This is a genomic window from Streptococcus parasalivarius (assembly GCF_054785155.1).
The window spans coordinates 56,444-81,607 of the sequence record NZ_BAABOB010000006.1; the positions used below are offsets into that span (position 1 = coordinate 56,444).

Annotated in this window: 25 protein-coding genes; 2 read left to right on the plus strand and 23 right to left on the minus strand. The window is 40.9% G+C overall.

Annotated elements, in window-relative coordinates:
• The first annotated feature begins 41 nt into the window (after positions 1-41).
• Positions 42-713, plus strand: coding sequence for a CPBP family intramembrane glutamic endopeptidase (locus tag ACYVQ1_RS06785; RefSeq protein ID WP_247915908.1), 672 nt, complete (start codon positions 42-44; stop codon positions 711-713).
• An 89-nt stretch (positions 714-802) separates the two neighbouring features.
• Here the strand turns inward: ACYVQ1_RS06785 and gla are convergent, their stop codons facing one another.
• Positions 803-1,666, minus strand: coding sequence for an aquaglyceroporin Gla (gla, locus tag ACYVQ1_RS06790; RefSeq protein ID WP_461250227.1), 864 nt, complete (start codon positions 1,664-1,666; stop codon positions 803-805).
• A 120-nt stretch (positions 1,667-1,786) separates the two neighbouring features.
• Between gla and ACYVQ1_RS06795 the strand changes: the two genes are divergently transcribed.
• On the plus strand, positions 1,787-4,054 hold the full coding sequence (locus tag ACYVQ1_RS06795; RefSeq protein ID WP_461250228.1) for a Xaa-Pro dipeptidyl-peptidase: 2,268 nt from the start codon (positions 1,787-1,789) through the stop codon (positions 4,052-4,054).
• A 198-nt stretch (positions 4,055-4,252) separates the two neighbouring features.
• Here ACYVQ1_RS06795 and ACYVQ1_RS06800 read toward each other — a convergent pair whose 3' ends face one another.
• From ACYVQ1_RS06800 to ACYVQ1_RS06905, 22 genes are all read right to left on the minus strand, one after another.
• The gene (locus ACYVQ1_RS06800; protein WP_461250229.1) at positions 4,253-4,549 is read right to left on the minus strand and encodes a bacteriocin immunity protein; all 297 of its coding nucleotides are present in this window, start codon (positions 4,547-4,549) and stop codon (positions 4,253-4,255) included.
• A 685-nt stretch (positions 4,550-5,234) separates the two neighbouring features.
• Entirely contained in the window at positions 5,235-5,636 is a 402-nt protein-coding gene (locus tag ACYVQ1_RS06805) for a hypothetical protein (RefSeq protein WP_461250230.1), read from the minus strand.
• A gap of 329 nt (positions 5,637-5,965) precedes the next feature.
• Positions 5,966-6,133: a hypothetical protein gene (locus ACYVQ1_RS06810; protein ID WP_002884432.1), complete on the minus strand. Its 168-nt coding sequence runs from the start codon at positions 6,131-6,133 to the stop codon at positions 5,966-5,968.
• Positions 6,134-6,621: 488 nt separating this feature from the next.
• Complete coding sequence (locus ACYVQ1_RS06815; RefSeq protein ID WP_461250231.1) at positions 6,622-6,852, minus strand: Blp family class II bacteriocin; 231 nt, start codon at positions 6,850-6,852, stop codon at positions 6,622-6,624.
• Positions 6,853-7,012: 160 nt separating this feature from the next.
• Positions 7,013-8,761, minus strand: a complete 1,749-nt coding sequence (locus ACYVQ1_RS06820; RefSeq protein ID WP_461250232.1) for an ABC transporter ATP-binding protein — start codon at positions 8,759-8,761, stop codon at positions 7,013-7,015.
• Positions 8,751-10,508 (minus strand): ABC transporter ATP-binding protein, encoded by a 1,758-nt coding sequence (locus tag ACYVQ1_RS06825; protein WP_461250233.1) that lies wholly within the window; start codon positions 10,506-10,508, stop codon positions 8,751-8,753. Before ACYVQ1_RS06825 ends, ACYVQ1_RS06820 begins: the two co-directional genes overlap by 11 nt.
• A gap of 62 nt (positions 10,509-10,570) precedes the next feature.
• Positions 10,571-10,960 carry a hypothetical protein gene (locus ACYVQ1_RS06830; protein ID WP_272131589.1) on the minus strand — a complete coding sequence of 130 codons (390 nt, stop codon included), beginning with the start codon at positions 10,958-10,960 and terminating at the stop codon, positions 10,571-10,573.
• A 159-nt stretch (positions 10,961-11,119) separates the two neighbouring features.
• Positions 11,120-11,647 (minus strand): VanZ family protein, encoded by a 528-nt coding sequence (locus tag ACYVQ1_RS06835; RefSeq protein ID WP_270615046.1) that lies wholly within the window; start codon positions 11,645-11,647, stop codon positions 11,120-11,122.
• A 1-nt stretch (position 11,648) separates the two neighbouring features.
• Positions 11,649-12,758: a dual-specificity RNA methyltransferase RlmN gene (rlmN, locus tag ACYVQ1_RS06840; RefSeq protein ID WP_096832658.1), complete on the minus strand. Its 1,110-nt coding sequence runs from the start codon at positions 12,756-12,758 to the stop codon at positions 11,649-11,651.
• 63 nt (positions 12,759-12,821) lie between these two features.
• On the minus strand, positions 12,822-13,550 hold the full coding sequence (locus ACYVQ1_RS06845; RefSeq protein ID WP_014634996.1) for a YutD family protein: 729 nt from the start codon (positions 13,548-13,550) through the stop codon (positions 12,822-12,824).
• Between the two features lie 54 nt (positions 13,551-13,604).
• Positions 13,605-14,960 (minus strand): bifunctional metallophosphatase/5'-nucleotidase, encoded by a 1,356-nt coding sequence (locus tag ACYVQ1_RS06850; RefSeq protein WP_461250234.1) that lies wholly within the window; start codon positions 14,958-14,960, stop codon positions 13,605-13,607.
• A 273-nt stretch (positions 14,961-15,233) separates the two neighbouring features.
• Positions 15,234-15,464 (minus strand): Blp family class II bacteriocin, encoded by a 231-nt coding sequence (locus ACYVQ1_RS06855; protein WP_002884558.1) that lies wholly within the window; start codon positions 15,462-15,464, stop codon positions 15,234-15,236.
• Positions 15,465-15,943: 479 nt separating this feature from the next.
• Positions 15,944-17,287 (minus strand): DEAD/DEAH box helicase, encoded by a 1,344-nt coding sequence (locus ACYVQ1_RS06860; RefSeq protein ID WP_014634998.1) that lies wholly within the window; start codon positions 17,285-17,287, stop codon positions 15,944-15,946.
• Positions 17,288-17,360: 73 nt separating this feature from the next.
• Positions 17,361-18,383 (minus strand): phospho-N-acetylmuramoyl-pentapeptide-transferase, encoded by a 1,023-nt coding sequence (gene mraY, locus ACYVQ1_RS06865; RefSeq protein WP_014632644.1) that lies wholly within the window; start codon positions 18,381-18,383, stop codon positions 17,361-17,363.
• 1 nt (position 18,384) lies between these two features.
• Positions 18,385-20,652, minus strand: a complete 2,268-nt coding sequence (gene pbp2x / locus ACYVQ1_RS06870; protein WP_118184933.1) for a penicillin-binding protein PBP2X — start codon at positions 20,650-20,652, stop codon at positions 18,385-18,387.
• Positions 20,653-20,655: 3 nt separating this feature from the next.
• On the minus strand, positions 20,656-20,976 hold the full coding sequence (gene ftsL / locus ACYVQ1_RS06875; RefSeq protein ID WP_002884540.1) for a cell division protein FtsL: 321 nt from the start codon (positions 20,974-20,976) through the stop codon (positions 20,656-20,658).
• Between the two features lie 2 nt (positions 20,977-20,978).
• Positions 20,979-21,929 carry a 16S rRNA (cytosine(1402)-N(4))-methyltransferase RsmH gene (gene rsmH / locus ACYVQ1_RS06880; protein WP_118184935.1) on the minus strand — a complete coding sequence of 317 codons (951 nt, stop codon included), beginning with the start codon at positions 21,927-21,929 and terminating at the stop codon, positions 20,979-20,981.
• 113 nt (positions 21,930-22,042) lie between these two features.
• The gene (locus ACYVQ1_RS06885; protein WP_461250235.1) at positions 22,043-23,095 is read right to left on the minus strand and encodes a hypothetical protein; all 1,053 of its coding nucleotides are present in this window, start codon (positions 23,093-23,095) and stop codon (positions 22,043-22,045) included.
• Between the two features lie 30 nt (positions 23,096-23,125).
• Complete coding sequence (locus tag ACYVQ1_RS06890; RefSeq protein ID WP_070850135.1) at positions 23,126-23,563, minus strand: Wzz/FepE/Etk N-terminal domain-containing protein; 438 nt, start codon at positions 23,561-23,563, stop codon at positions 23,126-23,128.
• Between the two features lie 141 nt (positions 23,564-23,704).
• Positions 23,705-24,103 carry a DUF805 domain-containing protein gene (locus ACYVQ1_RS06895; RefSeq protein ID WP_461250236.1) on the minus strand — a complete coding sequence of 133 codons (399 nt, stop codon included), beginning with the start codon at positions 24,101-24,103 and terminating at the stop codon, positions 23,705-23,707.
• A gap of 99 nt (positions 24,104-24,202) precedes the next feature.
• Entirely contained in the window at positions 24,203-24,601 is a 399-nt protein-coding gene (locus ACYVQ1_RS06900; protein ID WP_461250237.1) for a DUF805 domain-containing protein, read from the minus strand.
• Positions 24,602-24,700: 99 nt separating this feature from the next.
• Positions 24,701-25,093: a DUF805 domain-containing protein gene (locus tag ACYVQ1_RS06905; RefSeq protein WP_461250238.1), complete on the minus strand. Its 393-nt coding sequence runs from the start codon at positions 25,091-25,093 to the stop codon at positions 24,701-24,703.
• Between the last annotated feature and the right edge of the window lie 71 nt (positions 25,094-25,164).

Genomic DNA, 25,164 nt, shown 5'->3' on the forward strand with positions numbered 1-25,164 from the left:
TAGGACTAGCTATTTCCTCATTTTAGAGTATAATAGAGACTATGAAAACTCTCGTCAATCATTTGGCGTTTAGACATACCTATCAGGGATTCTTTTTACTGCTGATGATAGCTATCCCAAACCTGGCTTTAGGTATGACAACGTCATATAACAATCAGACGGGGTTGACCTTCACTAGCCTTGAAAGCTGGGGAATTATCGCTGTCAATCTCATTATTTTTTACATTACCTATCTTTGGGCTAAAAATGAAGGTTTGGTTACTCACTTTAGACTAGACCGAAAGGATACTAAAGCTATTATCTGGGGCTTTGTGCTTATTTTTCTGATGGGAGTTATTGGGAGCAATCTTATGCTACTGACTCACACCAACTATCATGCAGAACTTCAAAGAACTCTTACGACAACGCCTATCCTACCAGTAGCCATTGGCATGATGACCACAGCCTTCTTACAAGAACTACTCTTTCGCAAGTGGATTTTCTCTTGGCTGGCTCCTTATTCGACAGTTGCTGTTTTAGTGAGTACCGGTCTCTTTTGCCTATTCCATATGCCTACCAACCTTGCCCACCTCCTCCTTTATATTGGAATGGGCTTGGCTCTCTCTATGATTTACCAAAAAAGAGAAAATCTATCAGCGGCTATCTCACTTCATGTCCTATGGAATCTTTTCACCTTAGGTGCTACAATCCTAGTTATAACTACTCCTATGTAACTGAGAAAACTTTCTCAGTTTTTTGCTACTTTCAAAATTTTTAGCGTAAAAAAATCTGAAGCACTAACTTCAGATTTTTTTGTTATTGATTAAAGGTAGAGGGACTTGAACAAGTATACTGCCAAAAGTCCTGCAAGGATTGGAGCCACAACTGGAACCCATGCATACCACCATTTAGAATCACCTTTGTGCTCACCAAGAACTGATGTTGGCAAGAGGTGGTGAAGAAGACGTGGCATCAAGTCACGAGCTGGGTTAAGGGCAGGTCCAGTAGGTCCACCGAATGAAAGAACCAAAGCGGCAACCAAGAAACCAATACCGATGTGAGCTGTTTCAAGTGATCCGTGGAACTGTCCTTCAACCATTTCTTTAGCGTAACCAACAGCAAGAGCTTGTTGGGCAATCTTGTGACCAAAGTAGTTGTTAGTCAAGGCAAGGGCACCAAAGAAGAGGAGGAATGATCCTGCAAACTCATTGACAAAACCGTTAGCCCATGCACGATTACGATTTTCTGGAGTGTCATCATGATCGTCAACTGCTGAGATCGTTGAGAAGGTACCAAGAATATTGTTTGGATTCTCAGTTTGTACATAGTAAGGTTGGTGAACCCAAACTACAATAGCTTGACCTACGAAAGCACCGAGAAGTTGGGCAATAAGGTATCCAGGAACACCTACCCATGAGAACAAGCCAGAAGCAGCAAGTCCAAGTGTGAAAGCAGGGTTGATGTGGTTACCAGAAACATCACCAAACATAAGGGCTGGCATCATAACACCAAAACCATAACCAAGGGCGATAACAATCCAACCAGATTTGTTACCTTTTGTTCCCGTAAGCTCAACGTTGGCAACAGCACCATTACCAAGTGCTACAAGAAAAGCAGTCGCGATAAACTCAGTGAGGTATTTCAAAACCCATTCACTGGTGAACGCTTCTTTTAGAAAATCATTCATTTGTCTCTTTATTTCCTTTCGATTTTACAATAATTTAGACATCTATCATTTTATCAAGTATAATGTCTGATGTAAAGATATTTCTGAAATGTTTACGTATTATTTTTGAGGTTTTTGAATATGAAATTTAATCAGTTTAGTTACATCCCTGTTAGTCCTGAAATAGCTTGTCAGGAACTCCGTTCTTTAGGCTTTGAAGTCTTTCTAGATGCTAGTGCCAAAGCCAATTTTGAAGCCTTTGTTCGCAAGTCCTTCCTTTTCTTTGAAGATACTGATTTAGCTTTGAAAAATTGGATTGCTGATAAAGAGACAGACCTCCTAACCTTCTTCCAATCAGACCGTCCTTTGACTGCTGACGTCTTTGGTTTGGTAGCCCTTCAAATGCTAGGATTTGTCCCTAATGTAGACTTTACAGACAGTATTGCTTTCCTTGAGAAAATGGCCTTCCCAATCGCTTTTGATGGTAGCCTTAATAATCTCCACCAGTTGTTGGCAACACGCACACAGTCTGGCAATACCTTAATTGATCAGTTAGTAGCTCAGGATTTAATCCCTGTAAGTAATGACTACGTCTTCTTTAATGGTAAGAGCTTAGCAACATTTGACACTAATCAGCTTCACCGTGAAGTGGTTTATGTCGAAACACCTGTAGATACTGATAAAGACGGGCAGTTAGACTTGGTCAAGGTGACTATCTTACGTCCTGATGTGGACTTCCCAGTTCCAGCCATGATGACCGCAAGTCCTTATCAACAAGGGACTAATGAGCCTGCTTCAGATAAGCTCACCCACAAGATGGAGGGAGACTTGCTCGTCAAACCAGTAGGTAAAATCTCTCTTAGACAACCTGAAATCAAGGTATCAGAGGCAGACCTTACACCTATCAATCCTGTCACAAAGGCTCAGGAGCGTTTTGCTCACACAGATACCTACACACTTAATGATTACATGTTAGCTCGTGGTGTGGCCTCTATCTATGTATCCGGTGTCGGTACCTTCAACTCAGAAGGTTTCATGACCTCTGGAGACTATCAACAGGTTCTGGCCTATAAAGCTGTCATCGACTGGCTCAATGGTCGTGCACGCGCCTTTACTAGTCGTAGCAGACAGCATACCATCACTGCAGATTGGGCTTCTGGTAAAGTGACTACTACTGGACTTTCATACTTAGGTACCATGTCCAACGCCCTTGCTACAACTGGTGTTGACGGTTTGGAGATGGTAATCGCTGAAGCAGGTATTTCTTCTTGGTACGACTACTATCGTGAAAATGGGCTCCTCGTCAGCCCTGGAGGCTACCCTGGTGAAGATCTCGATACCTTGACTGAGTTCACCTATTCTCGTGCCCTATTAGCTGGAGAATACCTACGCCACCAAAAAAACTACGAGGCCTACCTTAAGGAGCTAAGCACAGCTATTGATCGTAAGCATGGAGACTATAACCAGTTCTGGCATGACCGCAACTATGTGAAATTCGCAGACCGTGTCAAAGCTACTGTAGTCTTTACACATGGTAGCCAAGATTGGAACGTCAAGCCGATTAACGTCTATCAAATGTTCAATGCTCTTCCAGACTCTCTTGAAAAACACCTCTTCTTCCACAATGGTGCCCACGTTTACATGAATGCTTGGCAGTCTATTGACTTCCGAGAAAGCATGAACGCCTTGATTTGTCAGAAACTCCTTGGTTTGAATAACAGCTACACACTGCCTACTCTTATCTGGCAAAACAACCAGTCTGAACAGACCTGGGAGGTTCTCGATAACTTTGGACACGACAATGGTAAAAACATTCAGCTTGGTGAGGGTGAAGCTAGCATCGCTAACAATTACGAAGAGGAAACCTTCACCAAATACGGTAAAGCTTACCAAAGCTTCAAAGACGACCTCTTTGCAGACAAAGCCAATGCTATTACCTTGGACTTTGAACTGGACCAAGACATCCAAATCAATGGTCGTGTCCACCTAGAGCTCAAGGTTAAGTCTAGCACAAATCGTGGTCTTATTTCGGCCCAAGTTCTAGAAATGGGTGACAAGAAGTATCTCGCACCTATTCCCGCACTCAAACGCATGAATTTAGATAACGGCCGTCTCTTCAAGGAAGAAGCCTTACGTGAATTACCATTCAAGCAGGCCAAATATCGTGTCATTACCAAAGGACACCTTAACCTGCAAAATCGTAAAGACCTTCTTACCATTGAGGATGTTACGCCAAATGAATGGATGACTATCGGTTTGGACTTGCAACCAACCATCTACAAACTCAACAAGGGCGACAAACTCCGACTTGTTCTCTATACCACAGACTTTGAGCACACTATTCGTGACAATAGTGACTATGAAGTAACTGTGGACCTAAGCCAAAGTCAGATGACATTGCCTTATTAATCTTTATCGCAAAAAATCCCACAGGATGAGAGCTCCCATGGGATTTTTTTATTGTGTGGAAATAAACAAGATTTAATCTTCAATTTTTACGATTCATTTTAATATCATTTAAACAAATGATGTAGTCAAGACAGTGAAATAAGACAAATTCTCAATGAACAACTCAACCTTAAAACCAAGAAATCCTCCCTAATGACATCAATAGCCATAACGAATCGCTAGCAATTTTCGCAACTCTGCCATTCGATCCTCGATAAAGGGAGACAAGGTTAGCTGGTCTTTTCTGACCACTTCGGATATTTCCAGTGACATCCTGCTTAAGATATAGGGAGTGGCTGAACGAGAGTCTGCAAGTTCCGTTCGGTAGGAGTGCAAGACCTGCTTCAAATCAGCATAATCTGGCTTATCTCCAATAGTTTCAATTACTTCATCGATGATAGCTACTGCTTGTTCTCGTCTCTCTTTGCCTCCTGCAAACCATTTAAGTCCTGTCATTAAGAAAACCTCCTTATTTCTTTCAACTAATTTTTCAATCACATCTTTAGTATAGCACCCTGATAGTCATTTAAAAGCCAGCGTCCCAAAAAATAGCTATAGGTCCTAAATGGTAGCCAAATCCAGATTGGATGCTGACTAGATAGAGGATTTAAAGCTATATTCCCAATGACTACTCCTAAGATTGCTGATAGGAAACATAACGAACGTAACACAGCAGAACTAATTTTTTGTAATATCACCATGGTAATTCCTTTTCTACTAGAGTCATTTACATAAACTACTAGGGCGTTATCTAAAGAATGATTGGCTATTATTCTGAATCTAGCATGGCTAAAGACACGAATCTGTCACTTTCCATGCTGCTTAAAACAAATACATCACTTATCGTTTCTAAAAATCAGCTGACTAAGATCATCAGAGAGCGATAAAGAAACATAGAGTGACAAGGTGTAAAATAAAAATGTCCTTTCTTGATGCCAGAAAAATGTTATCACACATTGAATACAGACAGCCAAGATAGCTTGCACGATAAATTTTATGTATTTTCTAGAAATAAGCGATTGTTTCAATAGAAACCTTACTCTAATTTTCACATTTTTCATTAATTACTTTCTTATTATAGCGCTTTTATGCACTTTATGCAACGTAAATTGAATAATGTCACAAATGGTTACTATATTTTCTATCTTTTAAAATATTTTTTGACTTGCAAGTAAGCTAGAAAATCACAGAGAATTAACAAAAGCATTAATACGGCTAGTACTATACGGTCTGTGGTATCACTGAATGTTAGTAATGTGTAAAACTCTACACAAAGCACAAGAAATGAGATGACAAGAAAGACAATGAAGGACTGCCGTATTGTTAACGGATTTACTGAATCTGGACGTTTCTTAAGCAAACGGTAGAGCAGTCCATTAACAAAAATGACTACTAAAGCTAGTGCTCCGACTGCTAACCAAATCTCTGGAGAGGTCTTGCTTTTGTAGAGAGAAATACTGGTACTTATAAGGAAAACTGCCAAGGCAGCAGTGATTGTCCTAAAAAATCGCAACACTCTCGAACTAATATTCTTTAACTTCATGATAAAACAATTAAGCTATGAATAACCACAGTCAGTCTTGTAAACTGAATAAGCTATTACATTAAACTCTATTCCTTTCTGTATTTTTTTATACTGCTGTAAGATCTCAAAAAAGACCTTAGCGATTAAATTCTACTGGAGATGTAATACAATAGCGTCATTAGTACTGATACTTTAAATAAGCGAATATACATATCTTTGTTTTTTCTATTACAAAGAAAAGCAATCAAATATAATACAATTTCCGCTATCATTAGCAAGAATAATTTTACTTCGGGAACATCAAAAATAAGCATTTGCAAGCACCTCACGTTCAAAGGGACAAAAGGTTACTTTTTAAACTGTGCCCATTTTTTAAAAAGCAGACTATAAAGAAGCAAGGTTAGCCCCAACAAGTTAATGGTATGGTGGACTGCATCCAAACTTCTAAATAGATTAGCGAGGCCCATTCCGATGAGAATGGTAGCCAGTAAATACGGTTTTGAGTTTTTGAACATACTTTTCTCCTTAAAGTGTTTTTAGCTATCTGTGCACAAGCTATGAATTATATTATAGATTGGAAGCCGATAAAAAAGTAGTGACATAAATGTCACTACTTGTCTGACCTTATATCCTTGATAATCGTACACATAAGAAAGAGAAATAAACATAACCCAATAAGATTTAAACATTGAAGTCCAATACTCAGTTTTTCTCCCAAGTTATGTAAGGCAACAAGGATGAAGCCCATAGACATCATTAGAGACACTAGGCGTTTTTTAGTCATAAGTACAAATACCTCTTCTTTTATATCGAAATTTTCAACCACTATTCACATGCTATTCACAGACTAGCAATTGACAAGGTATCTTAATTAAGATTTCTTTTTAGCGGAATTGGTAGCTTTGTGTTTTTCAAGAAATGACATAATAGGCTTATCTAAAAAACTCATCACAGCCATGAAAACCATCCCTAAAATATAACTTTTCAAATCAAACATAAGCCATCACCACCAACATGTCGCTCCGTAACCAACACCACCTATGATAGCACCCCCGGCTGCTCCTGCGACAGCGCCTTGCCAAGTGCGTGTTTTAATACCTAATTGTAAGCCACTACTAACTCCAGAGGATACTCCTTGTCTAGCAAAACCACCCCAACTACATCCGCCACCTTCAACGTTTGCAAGTGCCTCAAGATCGAGTGTTTCAAAAGTGTTAATTGTTTGTGTTGTCATTCTAACAACCTCCTAAAATATTATTTTTTAGCTTTTTTCTCTCAAGCTATGGTTTTATTATAGGGTGGAAGACAACAAAAAAGTAGTGACATAAATGTCACCACTCGATTTTGATTTTTAAGAAATTTTTTCGAATATAGAATCTATGGTCCAGACTAGCTTACTCTCCTTCCATTGCACCTGCTTGTAGGCTGTACATCTTGTGGTAGGTGCCACCGAGGGCTAGGAGCTCCTCGTGGCTACCGTGTTCGATGATGCGGCCCTTGTCTAAGACATAGATGCAGTTGGCATCTTGGATTGTCGATAGGCGGTGGGCAATGGCAATAGTTGTGCGTCCTTGACGCATTTTTGCTAGAGAATTTTGGACAATAGCCTCTGTCTCTGAATCAATATTGGCTGTCGCTTCATCCAGAATCAAAATCTTAGGCTGGCTAGCAACGGTCCTAGCAAAGGCTAGAAGTTGGCGTTGGCCGGTTGAAAAACTTGAACCTCGTTCAGAAACTGGAGCATCGTAGCCTTCTGGAAGTTTGTCGATAAAGTGATTGGCATCCACAAACTCAGCGGCCGCTTTAATCTCTTCATCAGTTAAATCCTGATACATGGCAATATTGGATTTGACTGTACCATGATAGAGAAAGGGTTCCTGAAGAACAAGACCAATGTTCTTACGCAACTCTGACTGACTATAATCGCGAATATCCACACCGTCAAGAAGAACTCGCCCTGATTGAAACTCATAGAAACGCATGAACACGTTGATAATAGAGGATTTTCCGGAACCTGTAGAACCGACAAAGGCGATGGTTTCACCTTTATTGACAGAGAAGGAAATATTATCCAAAATCTGGTGCTTGCCATCATAGGAGAAGGAGACATTTTCAAAGCGAATATTCCCCTCAGTAACCTTGGCATCTGTATCTCTCTGCTCAGGTTCATAGGTGCGCTCGTCAATCAAGGCAAAGACCCGACCGGCTGAGACCATAGAAGTTTGCAAGGTTGAGAAGTTTTGCGTCACTTCAATCAAGGGATCAAAGAGACGGTTAATGTACTGGATAAAGGCATACATGGTCCCCGCTGTGATACCCAGATAGATGCCACGATAGCCAAAATAAGCCATGAGAACAGCATAGCCCAGGAGCTTCAGTAAGCTCATGGCTGGGCGTAGAAAGAGAGAATCCAGTGACATGGAACGGCTAGCATAAATCAGGTGTTCCTCATTAATGGCATCAAACTCTTTTTTAAGGCGTTTCTCTTGGTTAAAGGCCTGAATGATGCGAATCCCTTCGATACTCTCTGACAGTTTGGCATTTATATCTGAAAGTAAGGCTCTGGTCTTTTCAATGATTACCACTGATTTTTTTCGGTAAAGGTTAACCAAAAGGACAATCAGGGGAAGAAAGAGCACAATAAGCCCGGTCAGACGAATGTCCAACATCATCATGGTGTAAAGGGTAGTAACAAAGATAAAGATAGCCGAAATAAAGCTAGACAGAAGCCCTGAGAACATCTCACTAATAGTCTCTGTATCATTGGTCAAGCGAGAAACGATAGAGCCTGCTGGAGTTTTGTCAAAGTAAGACATACCCAGTTTCTCCATATTGGCAAAGGCATCCCGGCGAATATCCCTGACAATACTGTAGGACACACGCGCAAAAAAGAGATTTCCCAAATACTGGACTAGCGTCTGCAAGAGATAAAGACCATAGTAAACAATCAGAATTAAGCTTGCTGCATGATTCATATCATGAAGATAGTGGTCGATAAAATAAGAGGCCACAAGGGGAATAATACTCTTGATAACCGTTGTGGACAAGAGGAAGGCTAAAGCTAGAAAGGTCAAGAATTTGTAAGGCTTGAGATAGGTCAAGAGACGCTTAAACACAGACCATTGGTTTTGATTAGGCATCATCTTCTCCTCCTTCCATTTCTAACTGTTGAGACTCATAGGTCTTGGCATACCAACCACCCTGAGCTAGCAAATCCTCATGACGGCCACGTTCAATGATACGACCATCCTGCATGACTAAGATAAGGTCAGCGTGCACCACCGCACTCAAACGATGGGCGGTAATGATAGTCGTCTTGTCCTTACGGGTATGTTTGAGATTGTCAATAATAGCATGTTCTGTCTTGGCGTCCACTGCCGATAGAGAGTCGTCCAAAATCAAAATATCTGGATCCAAAATCATGGCCCGACTCATGGCCAGACGTTGTTTTTGACCGCCTGATAGGCTGACACCCTTTTCACCAATGATCGTTTCAAAACCTTCAGGCATATCCTTGATGTCATCATAAACTTGAGCCAACTTAGTCGCTTCTTCTACCTTGTCAAAGGAGAGATCAGGATTACCAAAGCGGACATTGTCTAAAATGGAACTAGCAAAGAGAAACTGGTCTTGAGGAACATAGCCCATCAAGCTACGCAAGTCTGATAGGCGATAATCTCGGATGTTATGACCATTCAAATAGATGGCTCCTTGATTAACATCGTGCTCCCGCAAGAGCAACTTGACAAGGGCGGTCTTTCCTGAACCAGTCTGCCCAACCAAGCCAAGGGTTTGCCCCTTGTTCAAGGTGAAATGAATATCTCTCAAAGTATCCTTATCCTCAAAGGCAAAGCGGTCAATCGCATATTCTAGGCGACCATTTTCAATACTTGGGAGAGGGTGCGCAGGATCTTGAACATCTGATTCCTGCTCCAGAAGAGTTTCAATACGTTGGTAGGACACATTTCCCCTCTGTGTGATATTAAAGAGGAAGCCAATGGCCATCAGAGGCCAAACCAGCATGTCCAAATAGGTAATGAAGGTTACCAAATTTCCGACCGTTATCTGACCAGCCTGAATCATAAAGGCACCGACAAGAAGGGTCAAAACATAGGATGAGCCAACAAAGAGTAAGACCAAAGGATCAAAAAGGCTATCATACTTCATGGTATGCATATTCTTTTTAAAGGTCATCTTATTGGTCTCTTGGAAGGACTGAAGCTCAGCCTCCTGGTAGCCAAAAGACTTGGTTACCTTGATTCCTGATACCGACTCTTGAACCTTATTATTAAGTTCTGAAAAGGCTGCCTGGGACTCTCCAAAAGCTTTATGGGTCTTACGGCCCAAACGACTGGTCGCAAAAGCCATGAAGGGGAGGGGTAAGACAGCCACCAGTGTCATCTGCCAGGAAATGCTGAAGAACATGGTGATTAGGGTTACCAAGGCTGTGATAGAGGCATCCACGGCTGACATGACACCCCCGCCAGCCAAGCGGGTTAAAGAGTTGATATCATTGGTTGCATGGGCCATGAGGTCCCCAGTTCGGTACTTTTGATAAAAAGAAGGCGACATCTTGGTAAAATGCTCAAAAAGGCGTGAACGCATAATCTGGCCTAAGCGGTAAGAAGTCGCCAAGATATACATGCGCCAAACATAGCGTAAATAGTACATCCCCAGAGCTGCCAAAAGCAAATAAACGAGATTCAGAAGCAAGATCTGATTGGTCAATTTTCCCGATGTGATAGCATCAATGACCCGTCCCATAACCATAGGAGGAATCAGATTGAGAACCGAAACCAGACTCAGTGCCAAAATTCCGACAATATAACGGCGCTTTTCCAACTTGAAAAACCACCAAAGTTTTGCAATGATTGATTCTTTAAAAGACAAGTTACTCCTCCTATCCTTACAAATGGTTATGATAGACCTCGTATCAGTCTCTCATGAAAAGGTTACTTCCAATAGCGATAGATTGTCCCATCTTCTAACTGAAAGTGACCAATATAAGATAACTTCCCAAAATCAGTAGACTCTGGTAATTGATAAGCAAAGGAATCAAAATTATATACCTTGTTCCCACCATCCATAGAGTAACTATCCTTATCATGGATAACTGATTCATCTTTCTTAGGGCTCCAAATGCGTCTGATTTCATCAGATGTCTTATACTCTCTGACAAAATTGTACAATTCAAAGTTAGTAGCCTCACTGAGATAGCGACCATCGGTGTTGTAGTTGGCTAATTGAGGCTCTCTCTTAGGCTCAGAATAATTCCAAACCTGTCCTCTTTCTCGCATGATATCGGCATCACGACCACTTTGATAAGTATCTGCCTTAACCATCGTCATTGTTACTCCTAACGTTAATACGGTGACTACTGTCATCATTAAGTGTTTCATTGTTTCTCCAAACGTGTTTATTCATTTTTCCCTCTTTTGAATGTGTTGTATTTGTATGATAGAAAATAAGTGAAACCTGGGACACATAGGCTCCCAGGTTTTTTACTCTTTAAAATGCGTTTGAATCAGTTTCACAAGGAGGCGGTAGGCAGCTAATGCCAGCAAACCTCCTAAAGTATTGGTCCATAAATCATCTAACTCAAAGACACGATTAGCATCAATGAGAAGGTCTAGAATGACTTGTCCAACCTCAATCGTCAAAGACATGACAAAGGTCGCTAAAAGGACCTTTTTCCAAGACCTGAATCTGGGGTACAAGGCTAAAAGCCCTAAAATCAGCGGACTCAGCAAGAAAATGTTGGTCACATTTTGCCCAAGCACAAAGACAATCTCTTTAAGACTATCTAGCTGATAAAAGTTAGTCAAACTATTGAATGGGGTTAATAGGACCACGACACGACCAAAATGTTGAATACCAGGGGTTTCAACACCTTCAACTAGCCCGTACTGGGGTGTCCAACACAGGAGCACTAAACAAAGGAGATAAGCACAGACCAAAACTAGGCTTAGCTTTCTTCCTTTTGGTGTTAGTTCTCCATCCTTATCTACCCAAGTCTTAAGCTGAAACATCTTACTTACCTTCTGATTTACCAGAAGCTTCTGCCACTGCCTTTTGACGGTCGCGTTTCATAGTGTTTGAACGCAATTGTCCACAAGCAGCATCGATATCTGTACCGTGCTCTTGACGAACCACGCAGTTAACCCCATTTTTCTTGAGCACATCGTAGAAGGCCGCCACACGTTCTTTCGTTGAACGGCTATATTGGTCGTGCTCTGATACTGGGTTATACGGAATCAAGTTGATATATGACAACTTACGGATTTTCTTAGTCAAATCAGCCAACTCTTGTGCATTTTCAGGATGGTCATTGACCTCATTAAGCATGATATACTCAAAAGTTACACGACGGTTGGTTGTTTGGATGTAATACTCGATAGCTTCAAAGAGTTTTTCAAGTGGGAATGAGCGGTTGATACGCATGATGCTTGAACGAAGGTCATTGTTAGGTGCGTGAAGTGATACGGCAAGGTTAACTTGAACACCTTCGTTAGCAAATTCCTTGATTTTTGGTGCCAAACCAGATGTTGACACGGTAATGTGACGCGCTCCAATGGCAAGACCATTGTCATTGTTAATGGTACGCAAGAAGCGAAGCACATTGTCATAGTTATCAAATGGCTCACCGATACCCATAACAACCACGTGGCTGACACGTTCACCGTCGCCACGGTCATCAAAGTATTTTTGTACCAACATGATTTGCGCCACAATCTCACCAGCAGTCAAGTCACGTTGTTTCTTAATCAAACCACTGGCACAGAAAGTACAACCGATGTTACATCCAACCTGAGTTGTCACACAGACAGACAAACCATAGTGTTGACGCATCAAAACCGTCTCAATCAACATACCATCTGGCAATTCAAAAAGATATTTAACGGTACCATCTTTAGATTCTTGAACGATACGTTGTTTCAATGGGTTCACACAGAAATTCTCATTCAATTTAGCAATGAAATCCTTAGAAATGTTGGTCATTTCTTCGAAAGATTGCACACGCTTCTTGTAGAGCCAATCCCAAATTTGAGTAGCACGGAATTTCTTTTCACCGTGTTCCATAGCCCAATCAATCAACTCATCACGAGTAAGACCATAAATAGAAGGTTTGTAGCCTTCCATATCCTCTAACTTCTGACGTTTACGGCGTTCTGGTTTTGCTTGTGTTGTTACTTCTGACATAGTTTAATTTCCTTTTTTTCTGATTGTGAAATGCTGACCATCTGACTTGGTCTGGCTTTGTTTCTTCGATGGGGTGTTTTGACCTTTAGATTTTGGAGCTTGCTTCTGACTCTTCTTGAAGTTAGGCTTACGCTCACGACCACCGTCCTCGGATCTAGATTTGAACTTAGGGCGACGCTTGATTTTCTCAAAGCTTGGACCCTCTTGATCCCTATCTCTTCGTTTGGACTTGTCTGGCTTTTGCTTAGCAGAAGCTTTTTGCCCCTTATTCTTTTGAGAAGCATTGCGCTCTCTATCTCTAGATTCCTGAGAAGAATTACGACGATTATTAGAACGACGGCGCTTGCGACGAGGCTCCGTCTCCTCTTCAAAGACGATTAATTGCGGCTCTTCATTTTTCAAAATAAAGTAGGCGCAACCAAAGGCACAGTATTCACGCAAATACTCTGACAATCGGCTAATGCGGTCTGTCTTACGCGTATTAGGGCGCTCGTCCTCGTAAAATCCCTTAAGACGAAGCTGATCATTAGACCAGTCCCCAACGATATAATCATACTTGAGCATGATTTCAGAAAAACGTTGCCCAAAGCGGGTAGCGTCTAAAGCATCCTTGTGATTTTCAAGAACTGTAAACTGACAGGCATCTGATTTCAGAAGATCAGCCACATACACAAAGTCTGGCCCTGGATATTTATTATAATTAAACATTTCTGGCAAGATTTCTTTACGCATGTGCCATCCTTTCTGCTCTCTCTTATTTTCTATCCTGATGCTGTAATAATGTCTCTATATCTTATCCCAATTGGCACCATTTTTTCCTAAATACTTGGCCACAAGTTCCCTTAACAAATCTGGAAAAAGAAGAGTAACTTCCTTTTCCTTAATTGTAGGGAAATAAGAAGCAAAGTAGTACTGGTCCACAAGGACCAAACTAAACTTCTCATTGGAATCTACAACCCTTCTATTATACAACAAATTACCGTTTTTGTAAGCAAAATTCCCTGTGATTACTTCACCAAATGTCTTCCCTCTGAATCCCATACCTTTAATAGCTTGATTTTTAAGGAGTTCAGCCTTAGTAAAAACTTCCTGACAGATTTCTTTGAGTTCTTGTCCTGTCACGACTAGACGTGCCATCCGCATCTGGTGAGGAAGGGCTTCTTGCAGGTCTGCCATGGTCACTTGAGGACCTAGTGTTTTCATGATAAGTCCAGTATTTAAAAGCGTTAATTGGCTATCGGTCTCCTGACAAACAGCCTGTAAAACCAATTGACAGGTCTCATCAAAATCTAGTTCTCGACCTAGATTAGCTACTTTTTTCTGAGCTAAACGACGATGGCCTTCCTCACGCATAGCCTTGATAAAGGTTTCGTCCTCCTTGTCTAAATCCAAGATGTAGGACTTGGTGGGGATAGCCTCAATCTGACATTCTATCAATCGCCCATTTTCCACAGTAAGGTCAATACAGCCAAGATAATAGCCATATCTGTCAGCAGCTGCCAAATAGGTTTCATTGACTAATTTCCCCTCTTCAAAAAGGTGATGCGTGTGGCTCCCGATGACAAGGTTTACCTGTGGATAAGTCTCTGCAATCTGCTCATCATAACGTACACCTAGGTGGCTAAGAACGACGACTATATCTGCATCCTTTACCTCAGGACGAGCCAAATCCTCTTCCAACCTAGCCATAGGCTCTAACACCTGCCAACCATTGGGAGCATAGGTAATGTAATATGGGAAGGTGTAGGCCAAGAAAGCAATGTTTGTACCTGCTTTAGTTTTGTGGATAAGATAGGGCTTAGCCCATTCAGGCTGTCTCCCTTCATCCTTGAGATTTCCTATGATCAGCTGAAACTTAGCCTGCTCATAAAGACAGTCTAGCTCCTCCTTGGCCAGACCTATCCCCTCATTATTTCCAATAGTCGCATAGTCTATCCCCAACTCATTCATCAGGGCTACATTAAAACGCCCGGCTGTCGCATCAGATAAGGGATGGGACTTATCCACATTGTCCCCAAGATCTACCTTAATCAGCTCTCTATCTGTCTGACTCAAATCATCCACAGCTCGCTTGAGTTGTGGATACTGTTCAAAATGAGAGTGTAAATCATTAATATGAAGAATTCGAATCGTGTCTTTCATGACTCCTATTGTAGCACTTTTGCTATAAAAAAACTTGACAATCATTTTGCCAAGTTTTTACATGCTATTTTTCAAACAGGAACGTATTCCTAGTTAACTTTCTTTTTAACATATTCTTCTGCGAGATGATAGACGTCATCTGCTAGGGATATACTGACATAGATGCACACAATTGAAAAAATTTCTCCTCTAAAGTGTTGCCAAGCAAAGAATATAAGCCCATAAATTAGGAGAGCAAGTACTATTTGGCCAAAAAATTGACTCAGTAATCGCCTAATAACGACAAATAAGTCCATAAGTAATCCCATCTTTAATACCATAACCAATACCCTTTAAGGCTGCACCTTGCCAAGTACCTGTTTGAATACCACCTTTAATGGCTCCTCCAACAGCCCCGACGCCTACGGCAGCTGTAGCTCCCCAAAAACTACATGCTCCACCCTTAACAGTAGAAAGATCTTCGGAATTAAGTGAGTTAAAATTGTTAATGATTTGTGTTGTCATTAAAACAACCTCCTTTAAAATATTTTTTAGCCTTTTCTCAAAAGCTATGATTGTATTATAGATAGAAAGCCAACAAAAAAGTAGTGACATAAATGTCACTACCTGATTTTGAGAGTTGACTCAACTAATAACCTCAAACTTACACATTATTTTACTTTAAACGGAAAGCTTCTTAAAAATGTCTGTGATAAAACTATTTAAAATCTGTCATAGTTTCAGTTCTTAAGACAGCCAATTATTTTGCGAGTGTAGTGAGCATATACTGAGACTTGTCGCTGTGATAATGACGACTAAGACTTTGTAGTCATAAGCGTTGGGAAGTTTTGAGACCTTAGGCTCAAAAGAAAAATATATCTTCAAACTAAATAAGGTCTTTTGAGTTTCCAAAAAGTTTGATAATAATCAAAAAAGCTGAAACACTTTGGTTTCAACCTTTTGAATTTTTAAATTAAAATTTGCTCTCACCTAGAAGCCAATGCTTAGAAGCTTTGCTTCTTAGCTTTACGCTCAGCACGCCCCTTAGCACGGTTAGCCGCACGACGTTCACGTTTGCGTTTTTCGTCAACCTTCCACTGAATTTTCTTCTTGTAGCCAGGCTTGATTTTTTTCTTTTTCTTCTTAACCAAACCGATCATTTCCGTATCAAGTTTTTGATAGGCTTTTTCACGGTTGGCACGACGGTCACGGTCATAGGTATCTTGAAACTCGCCGTCCTTATAGACTTTAGGGTCAAAGGTAATCCCCATCTTTTCAAGCTCACGAATATCGGAGTCGTCACTTGGTTGATAAAGGGTAATGGCTGTTCCTGACAAACCATTACGTCCTGTACGCCCTACACGGTGAACAAAGAAGGACAAATCTTGAGGGATAGCATCATTGATAACATGGCTAACCCCTTCAATATCAATCCCACGCGCTGCAAGGTCAGTCGCTACAATGTACTCAAAATCAAGCTTCTTGACTTGATTCATGATACGCTTACGCTCACGTGGTGGAATACCTCCATGAATTTTGGCAACCTTAAGACCATTTGACACTAGGTAGCTGTGCAAATCGTCTGCACGTTCCTTGGTATTAACGAAAATCATTGCCAAATATGGCTGCATTCCCTTAAGCATCTCAAGAATCTGCTCATTCTTGTTGCGCCCCTTGGTAGATACCAACCAGTTATCAATGGTGTCTGCAATAACTGTTGAAGTTTTGATTTGTTCCATGACTGGATTGGTCAAATATTTCTTCAAGAATGGTTGCAATTTTTGAGGAATGGTTGCTGAGAAGACCAAAATTTGAACTTCCTTAGGCAGACTTGCCGCAATCTTGTCTACAGTATCCAAGAATCCCATATCCATGGTCATATCAGCTTCGTCAACAACAAAGGTATGGGCCTTGTGAATAGCCAAGTCCCCAGACTTAACTAGGTCATAAATACGACCTGGTGTCCCGATAACAATATGAGGTTGTGCTACCTTGAGTTTCTCAATCTGACGTTGCTTGTCTGTACCACCCACATAGTTGACCACACGAATTTCTGTCTCAGAGTGTTTGGCAATTTGTTTTGTCGCTTGGTAAATTTGTGTCGCCAATTCACGTGATGGTGCTGTAATAACAACCTGAACATCGCCACTCTTTGGATTGAGTTTCTCAAAAATTGGCAAGAGGAAGGTATGTGTTTTCCCTGAACCCGTCTTTGATTCACCAACCAAATCACGACCTGAACGGACTACAGGAATCAATTTCTGTTGAACAGGCGTCGGCTCCTTAAACTTAATCTCATCAAGAGCCTCCTGAATAAATGTTTTAAAATTAAAATCTTTAAATGACATGTTTACTTACTTCTTTTCTATCTAGTCTATCCTTATCATTATAACAAAAAAAGAGCATTTCTGCTCTTTTCATTTATTTCATAACGTTTCCAAGAACCATCCAAAGGGTAATGGCACTTGCAAGCGCTCCAACTGCCCAAAGGAAAGCATCAACCTTCCACTCTGACCATTTGTCACCCTTACCTGAAAGACCACCCAATTCGAGGTGATGGTGGAATGGTGTCATACGGAAGATACGACGACCTTCTCCATACTTACGCTTAGTGTATTTGAAATAGCTGACCTGTAGCATGACAGAAGCTGTCTCAAAAACATAAACCACACCAATCAAGAGTAGGGTCCACTCTACACGTAGGGCAATAGAGATAACCGCAAGCATAGCTCCAAGTGACAAGGAACCGACATCTCCCATAAAGACCTTGGCTGGCTTGTGGTTAAAGACGAAGAAGCCAAGAAGTGCCCCAATCATAGTGATAATGATAGTCAAGATAGCGAACTCACCCTTGACAAAAGCGATAATCCCATAGGCAATCAAGCTGATAACCACAGAGATAGAAGCTAAACCATCAATACCGTCTGTCAAGTTCACAGCATTTGAGAAACCGACAATCCAGAATAGGACAAAGAGAACATAAAAGACACCGAGGTGAATGGTTAACCCACCAATAGCTAGGCTATCTGTCCCACTAGGGAGTACGTGGATAAAGTAGAAAAGCAAACCCGCAATAATCTGCAAGGCCATCTTTTGCCAAGGTTTAAGTCCCTCATTGATTTGACGGAAAATCTTAAGGAAATCATCAAGGAAGCCGATAATTCCATAAATCAAAATTACAAAGAGAATCCCTACTGTAGCACCATAGGCTTGGTGGCCCTCGCTAAAGACGTGGAAGTTAAAAATCAAGCTAACCAAGATGGCAACCACTAGGAAGACTGTCCCTCCCATAGTTGGTGTTCCAGCCTTAGCCAAATGCTGCTTCACATCTTCATGCATTTGTTGGCCACCGATTTTCTTGATTTTGTAGTAAGTAATAAAGTGAGGCATGGCGAGCACCGTCAACACAAAGGCGGCCACACCTGCTATCAGACTCATAGTCATCTTAGTCTCCTAAAGTAATGGTAATCTTCTTGGTTTTAGACAGGGCTTTTCCTGCCGCAACACTTTGTTTGGTAACAGTCCCTGACTTGCCACCCTTATAAGTAATTTTAATGCCTTTCCATTTAGCAAAGGTTTCAACGTTCTTCTTGGTCCAACCATACATGTCTGGAAGTTCTGTGAAGTCATTGGTCATGATAAGAATCTGTTCATTAGCCTTGATATTAGCTTTGGCATCTACAGAAACCTTCTCAATCTTATCACCAACCCCCAGAACAATCGGATGAATCAAGTTTTGACGAAGGGTGTTAGCTGTCTCACCTGGACTCTTACCGATAATATCGCCGGTTTGATAACTCGTTTCCTCGGTCTTTTCACTACCTTCAGACATAGAAGTATCTAGGGTGTCTCCCATAGACATGGCTTCTTCCAAAACCGGGTTAACCACAGTCGCATAAAAATTATTATCCCAAGTCTTAGGCTCCAGAACAGTCACATACATGATGTATTCTGGATTATCTTTAGGTACCATAGCTACAACTGAATTGAGGGTTTCATTGGAACCAACTTTGTAAGTCCCAGTCTTTTCATCGGCAACTTGGGCCGTACCAGACTTAACGGCTACATCATAGTTACCAACCTTGATAATAGGTGCCCCTTCAGATTTATTGTAAAGGGTACCGAACTCTGGATCCGTACCAACGGAAATCATATAGTTACGCGTTTCAGAGGCAGCCTGCTTAGAAACTGGCTTACCGATAACTTCCTTCTTAGCTGTACGAGCTGTGCCCTGGTTAACATCGGCAACTTGTTTGATAAATTGAGGTTCCAACATGATACCGTTGTTTGAAATGGCGGTAAAGGCTCGAAGCATTTGGACCTGAGTCACTGAAATCCCTTGTCCGAAGGATGATTGAGCTATATTAACAGAGTTTCGAGAGACAACCCCTGAAGACTCACCAACCATCCCAAAACGGGTTGGAAGACCAAATTTGAAAAGAGATAAGTAGTTAGACCAAACTTTGTCTCCCATCTCTTGTTCCAACATGGTCATAGCAACGTTACTTGAATAAGAGAACCCTTGGGCAAATGACATGGTACGACCTGTTGAGATACCTTCATTGATTGACCAGTCATTAATTTCAACGTCGTCAACCTTAATACCATTAGCATTACTGAAGGTCGCATTCGGATTGAAGCTTCCATTGTTAATAGCAGCTGACAAGAGCATAACCTTCATGGTTGAACCAGGCTCATACTGGGCTTCGTAAAGACGGTTAACCCAGTCATAATTCTTCTTAGCCTGTCCCTCAAGGGTATCAGAATTATAGGTTGGACGTTGTGTCGTCGCAAGAATCTCACCTGTCTTAGCATTAACAACTGTCGCTGAAGCATTTACCCCTTGCGTCTGCTCCATAAAGGTATCCATCTGCGTTTCTAGGAAGGTTTGAAGAGGCGCTGACAAGGTTGTATAGATGTTCTTACCATCGATAGCTTCCTTGGTAATGGTTTCCGTACCTAGAAGCGTATTACCGTTTTTATCCTTCTCATAAATGGCCTCTCCATCTGTTCCAGTCAAGAGGCTATTGAGCGAGCGCTCCAAACCAGTTTGACCAATCAAAGAATATGAGCCGTCTTTTTTATTTTCAACAGCTTCGGCACGACCAAGAAACTCTGACGCGAAGGTTCCATTAGGATACATTCGTGACGTTGTTGCTTCAAAGGCCATCCCCTTAATTCCCGCATCTTTAAAGGCTTTTTCTAGTTCTTCTTTAACAGAGTAGGTAATTCCCTTCCCCTTTAGTCCAAAGGAAACCTGGTAGGCACCCTTAGTACGCAATTGGGCCAAGGAATCACTCTTTTCAATTCCTAGCTTATCCTTTAAAATATCAGCAACTTTGTCAAACTGACTATCTTGGACATAGAGTTTTTCTTGAGTCGCTGACACATAGCTGGTCGACACGATAGCGTAAATGGCATAACTGGTTGAATCCTCAGCCAAAACATTTCCATTTCGGTCGTAAATCGTCCCACGCTTGGCAGCCACTGTGGTCTTAGTGTTATAAGATTTAGCAGCCTGGGTCGACAAATCGACACCAAACTTACTGTCTGCCCCGATAATCACCACAAAGTTGATAATAAAGACGAAAAAGATAAAGATGCTGAGAACCATAAGGTTCTGACCAACGTGCTGTCGATTCTGGGCTGGCTTTCGCCTATCCCTAACGACATAGTTTAGAAATAAATGTTTAAGTTTTCTTAATCTGTTCATTGGTTACCTCACACTCTTAATACTATCGTTATTAATAGACAGGCCTGCCTTATTAGCAATCTCTTTAATACGGTCAGAGTTAGTCAACTCATTAACCGCCTGCTTAGCATTGTTAAGCTCTGTTTTTTCATCACTAATCTTGCTATTAAGGTCTGTGATTTGTTGCTTGATAGCCTGATTACGCCCTTGTAAAAATACAACTGCGATACTCATCACAATAGCTGTCAAAACAATTGCCGAATAGAAAGCCTTTTCCATACGCGTCATAAAACGAATATGGTTTCTAATGGCTCTATTGACAATCTGATGTTCCTTATTTTCCATAATTATTTCCTGATTTTTTTAGCCACACGCAATTTAGCAGAATGCGAGCGGTTATTAGCTTCTAATTCTTCCTGACTAGGTAGGATTGGCTTGCGATTAACTAAGGCTACCTTAGGTTGGAGGTCTTCAGGAATAAAGGGCAGACCTTTAGGCACGTCTACCGTACTAGCTTCCTTGAAAAGCTGTTTAGTCAGTCGATCCTCCAAAGAGTGGAAGGTAATGACCGAAATACGACCATCCACAGCAAGTAAATCCAAGGCCTCTTGAATAGACTCATCCGCAGCACCAAGCTCATCGTTCACTTCGATACGAATAGCTTGGAAAATTTGCTTGGCTGGATGGCCCTTCTTCTTCAATTCCTTAGCAGGCTTAGCTGATTTAATGATTTCCGCCAGTTCCGTCGTGGTCTCAATTGGTTTAACCTGACGGGCCTGTTCAATCTTACGTGCAATTTGTTTAGAGAACTTGTCCTCACCATACTTGAAGAAAATGCGCACCAAATCGTTGTAAGGATAGGTATTGACCACATCATAAGCGGTCAGACTCGCCTCCTCATTCATACGCATATCTAGCTTGGCATCCTGTTTATAGGAGAAACCACGCTCACGCTCATCCAACTGTGGGCTAGAGACACCCAAGTCATAGAGAATGCCATCAATTTCAGACACCCCCATGGCTTCAAGGTTGGACTTGAGATTACGGAAATTATCCTTAATGAAGGTCACCATGCCCTTATCAATATAGTCCTTGAGACGCACTTGAGCATTATCAATAGCCTTTTGGTCTTGATCAAAGCAATACAAATGTCCCTTTTCAGACAATTGTGACAAAAGATAAGATGAATGTCCTGCGCCACCCAAAGTCGCATCTACATAGATGCCATCGGGCTTGATATCAAGCATATCAACAGTTTCGTGCAAAAGAACGGTTACATGGTGAAATTCATTAGTCATAACTTTTATTATAGCACAAGAATAGAGAAATTGTCTCGTTCCGTAAGTTGTTAGGATATCAAAAAAGCCAGACCTGTGGCCTGACTCTTTAGTTCCTATATCATTTGATAAGATTAATCCACTCTGTAAAAATAACTTTCCTCAGAAGGCATCCCATTCGTTGCTAAGATACGATCCTTACTGTTATCTCCCGCATCACTTGCATCGCTAACGCCCTTAGGACAAAGCTGAATTGGGGTATTCCCTACTGGACTAGAATACACATAAGTTAAGGTATATATACCAGACACATACTGATTGGGTGAGACTTTGTCGATAGGATAAGTATAGCCCCAGAAATCCAACTGCCCATCCGAAGTAATAGTGATGGTCTTTCCATTTGAAGACTTCCATGTTCCTACAGCTGATTTGTAGTTGCCGTTTTTGAGTTCATCAGCCTTAAGGGCTGTCGAACTGGTTTGAGTTTGTGACACTGTGCTAGAACTACTATTACTTGAAGCACTGTCCAAGTCCTTCCAATCCCAACTAGAAAGATCTGCTTTTTCAGCACCCGAATCACTGTCCTCTTTTACAAGAGACCGACCATCACTACTAAAGCGGTAGCCTGCACCTCCACCAGCCATAGCACCAGCACTACCATAGTAGCTAAAGGTGTTATCCATGAGGTAGGCCAATGTCATACGCTCACCCAACATGCCCAGTTGTGGCCCCTCTGTCAGACGAACAACCTGACCACTATCCTTAGATATAGTGTAAATATCCGTAATCACATGTTCTTTAAAGAGTTTACCTGGCTTAAAAGCAAGAATCAACTCATCAACACCATTACCATCCAAATCATGGTAAGTATAGACCGTTGAGGCAGGACTTGTTTGAGAATTAGCATAGGTCACAATGAGAGAATTAAGTGAGGCATCCGTTTGGTTGTTGGCCACAGCCGTTTGGTACTTACTAATGATGCTATCATAGGCAGAGGTATCTACCTTTTTCTCTTGACTAGAGCTTGAACTTGTACTTATGCTAGAGCTTTCACTACTACTTGATTGTGACTGCTCTACTGATGAAGATGAAGTCGTCGAAGTCAACCCATTTTGCTGGTTTGAACAAGCTGCTAATAGGACTAAACTAGATAATCCTGTTACTAATGCTAAAACTTTATTTTTCATCTCTAAACCTAAATTCCTTTTCTTTAATCCTTATTCTGCTGTCCCAGAGCTGACATCTGCACTGTAGGCAGGAGCTGTGTAACTTGGAGCATCACTATGTGACTCTGTATAAGCTGTTGGTGGTACATAGTTATACTGGGGCGCTTGATAAGCCTCTTGTGCTGAAGAAGGCGTTGGTGCCGATGCTACCGCAGGAGTTGAGCTTGCTTCTGTCTGACTAGCTGCTTCTACCGTTGAGCTTGATGACTCACTTGAAGTTGAAGAAGATGACGACGAACTTGAGCTCGATGACTTGGATGAAGCCTTGGGTTTGCTTGATGATGACTGCTTAGTCCCCACCTTAACTTGGACCTTAGCATGATTCTGCGCAGGCTGCAAAAAGACAATAGCCAATGCCAAAAGAATAGCCGGTAGGGTAAATGCCAAAATAAGGTAACGTTTTTCTTTTAAATGACGAAGTAGTTTCATAGAATATTCACATTTCTTAAATATATTTTTAGTATCAATTAGTCTCAGATAAGATTATATCAGAAATATTAAAATGTGCAATATTAACATAAAACTTTTTTGACATCAGAAAAACCAACTCAAAGAGCTGGTTGATTGTCATTATTGCTGTGGATTATTGAAGTTGTTGAAAGGCTCATCTACTTTTGTTGGTTGACATAGTAGAAAAATTAAGATAAAAATACCGACAAATGGGATTAAAGGAATAAAAATATACGGCCAATTATAGCCAGCATCACGTAAACGACGAACCGTTAGAGCAATACCTGGTAAAACCGCAGCAATACCAAAGGCAAAAAAGATGAGTAGTAAAATAACTGAAATAGTAAATACATCCATTGATCCTGTTGCAGATAGTATTCTTTCAAACACTCCATCGAGCAATAAATAAGCAAAGAAAATCAATACATGTGCCGAAAATGCAAACCAGTAATCTGAAGGTGTTGAACGGCCCGTAAAATCAACATAGCCCTTCCAAAATTTTTTGTAGGCTTCAATCATAATAAAATCCCCCTTTTTTATGATACTTCCAATATAATAAGAGAAGAGGAGTTTGACAAATCAACTAAAAAACAGCCTAGCGAGGCTGTTAAGTCATTATTATTGCTGTGGATTATTGAAGTTGTTAAATGGGTATTCCACTTTAGTTGGCTTACATAGCAAAACAATTAGGATAATCCAACCTACAAGTGGGATAAATGTAACAAAAATATACGGCCAATTGTAGCCAGCATCACGCAAACGACGAACCGTTAGAGCAATACTAGGTAAAAACGCAGCAATACCGTAGGCAAAAAAGATAAGTAGTAGGATAAGTGAAATAACAGCCAAAAAGCTTGATTCAGTTACAGCTACAAGTCCTCCAAATACTGCTTGGAGCAAAAAATAAGCAAAGGTAATCAATACATTTACCAAATATACAAACCAGTAATCTGAACGTGTTGAACGTCCCTCAAAATCTACGTAGCCCTTCCAAAACTTCTTATAAGCTTCGATCATAATAAAATCTCCTCATTTTTTGATACTTATAGTATAGCAATAAAAAAAGAATTTGACAAATTGACTAAAAAACAGCCATACTAGGCTGCTAAATACTTATTATTGTTGTGGATTATTGAAATTATTAAATGGGTATTCCACTTTAGTTGGCTGACAGAACAAAATTAAAAGTACAATCCCACCTATCACAAAGGCAAAACGTAAAAAAATCAAAGCCCAGTGATAGCCTGCATCACGCAAGCGACGAACTTGAAGAGCAATAGATGGGATAAAACTAGCAGGAAAATAGGTCATTACAAGCAGATACAGTAAGGTGAGAATAACATGGTAAGGACTATCGGAACTATCAAAAACAATTACAACTATAAGTATGCTAAATAAAATGATAGTTACAATCGTATTCGCTAAAACTACCAACCAATAGTCTGAGCGGCTTGAACGTCCCGTAAAATCGAAATAGCCCATCCAATACTTCTTATAAGCTTTAAACATGGCAAAATCTCCTCATTCTTGATACCACCAGTATATCAGAAGGCCTGTCGTCTAGCAAACTAACTTAAAAA

Coding starts and splice junctions, on each gene's coding strand:
- ACYVQ1_RS06785 (WP_247915908.1), top strand. CDS start 42: ATGAAAACTCTCGTCAATCATTTGGCGTTTAGACATACCTATCAGGGA.
- gla (WP_461250227.1), bottom strand. CDS start 1,666: ATGAATGATTTTCTAAAAGAAGCGTTCACCAGTGAATGGGTTTTGAAA.
- ACYVQ1_RS06795 (WP_461250228.1), top strand. CDS start 1,787: ATGAAATTTAATCAGTTTAGTTACATCCCTGTTAGTCCTGAAATAGCT.
- ACYVQ1_RS06800 (WP_461250229.1), bottom strand. CDS start 4,549: ATGACAGGACTTAAATGGTTTGCAGGAGGCAAAGAGAGACGAGAACAA.
- ACYVQ1_RS06805 (WP_461250230.1), bottom strand. CDS start 5,636: ATGAAGTTAAAGAATATTAGTTCGAGAGTGTTGCGATTTTTTAGGACA.
- ACYVQ1_RS06810 (WP_002884432.1), bottom strand. CDS start 6,133: ATGTTCAAAAACTCAAAACCGTATTTACTGGCTACCATTCTCATCGGA.
- ACYVQ1_RS06815 (WP_461250231.1), bottom strand. CDS start 6,852: ATGACAACACAAACAATTAACACTTTTGAAACACTCGATCTTGAGGCA.
- ACYVQ1_RS06820 (WP_461250232.1), bottom strand. CDS start 8,761: ATGATGCCTAATCAAAACCAATGGTCTGTGTTTAAGCGTCTCTTGACC.
- ACYVQ1_RS06830 (WP_272131589.1), bottom strand. CDS start 10,960: ATGGTTAAGGCAGATACTTATCAAAGTGGTCGTGATGCCGATATCATG.
- ACYVQ1_RS06835 (WP_270615046.1), bottom strand. CDS start 11,647: ATGTTTCAGCTTAAGACTTGGGTAGATAAGGATGGAGAACTAACACCA.
- rlmN (WP_096832658.1), bottom strand. CDS start 12,758: ATGGAAGGCTACAAACCTTCTATTTATGGTCTTACTCGTGATGAGTTG.
- ACYVQ1_RS06845 (WP_014634996.1), bottom strand. CDS start 13,550: ATGCGTAAAGAAATCTTGCCAGAAATGTTTAATTATAATAAATATCCA.
- ACYVQ1_RS06850 (WP_461250234.1), bottom strand. CDS start 14,960: ATGAAAGACACGATTCGAATTCTTCATATTAATGATTTACACTCTCAT.
- ACYVQ1_RS06855 (WP_002884558.1), bottom strand. CDS start 15,464: ATGACAACACAAATCATTAACAATTTTAACTCACTTAATTCCGAAGAT.
- ACYVQ1_RS06860 (WP_014634998.1), bottom strand. CDS start 17,287: ATGTCATTTAAAGATTTTAATTTTAAAACATTTATTCAGGAGGCTCTT.
- mraY (WP_014632644.1), bottom strand. CDS start 18,383: ATGACTATGAGTCTGATAGCAGGTGTGGCCGCCTTTGTGTTGACGGTG.
- pbp2x (WP_118184933.1), bottom strand. CDS start 20,652: ATGAACAGATTAAGAAAACTTAAACATTTATTTCTAAACTATGTCGTT.
- ftsL (WP_002884540.1), bottom strand. CDS start 20,976: ATGGAAAATAAGGAACATCAGATTGTCAATAGAGCCATTAGAAACCAT.
- rsmH (WP_118184935.1), bottom strand. CDS start 21,929: ATGACTAATGAATTTCACCATGTAACCGTTCTTTTGCACGAAACTGTT.
- ACYVQ1_RS06885 (WP_461250235.1), bottom strand. CDS start 23,095: ATGAAAAATAAAGTTTTAGCATTAGTAACAGGATTATCTAGTTTAGTC.
- ACYVQ1_RS06890 (WP_070850135.1), bottom strand. CDS start 23,563: ATGAAACTACTTCGTCATTTAAAAGAAAAACGTTACCTTATTTTGGCA.
- ACYVQ1_RS06895 (WP_461250236.1), bottom strand. CDS start 24,103: ATGATTGAAGCCTACAAAAAATTTTGGAAGGGCTATGTTGATTTTACG.
- ACYVQ1_RS06900 (WP_461250237.1), bottom strand. CDS start 24,601: ATGATCGAAGCTTATAAGAAGTTTTGGAAGGGCTACGTAGATTTTGAG.
- ACYVQ1_RS06905 (WP_461250238.1), bottom strand. CDS start 25,093: ATGTTTAAAGCTTATAAGAAGTATTGGATGGGCTATTTCGATTTTACG.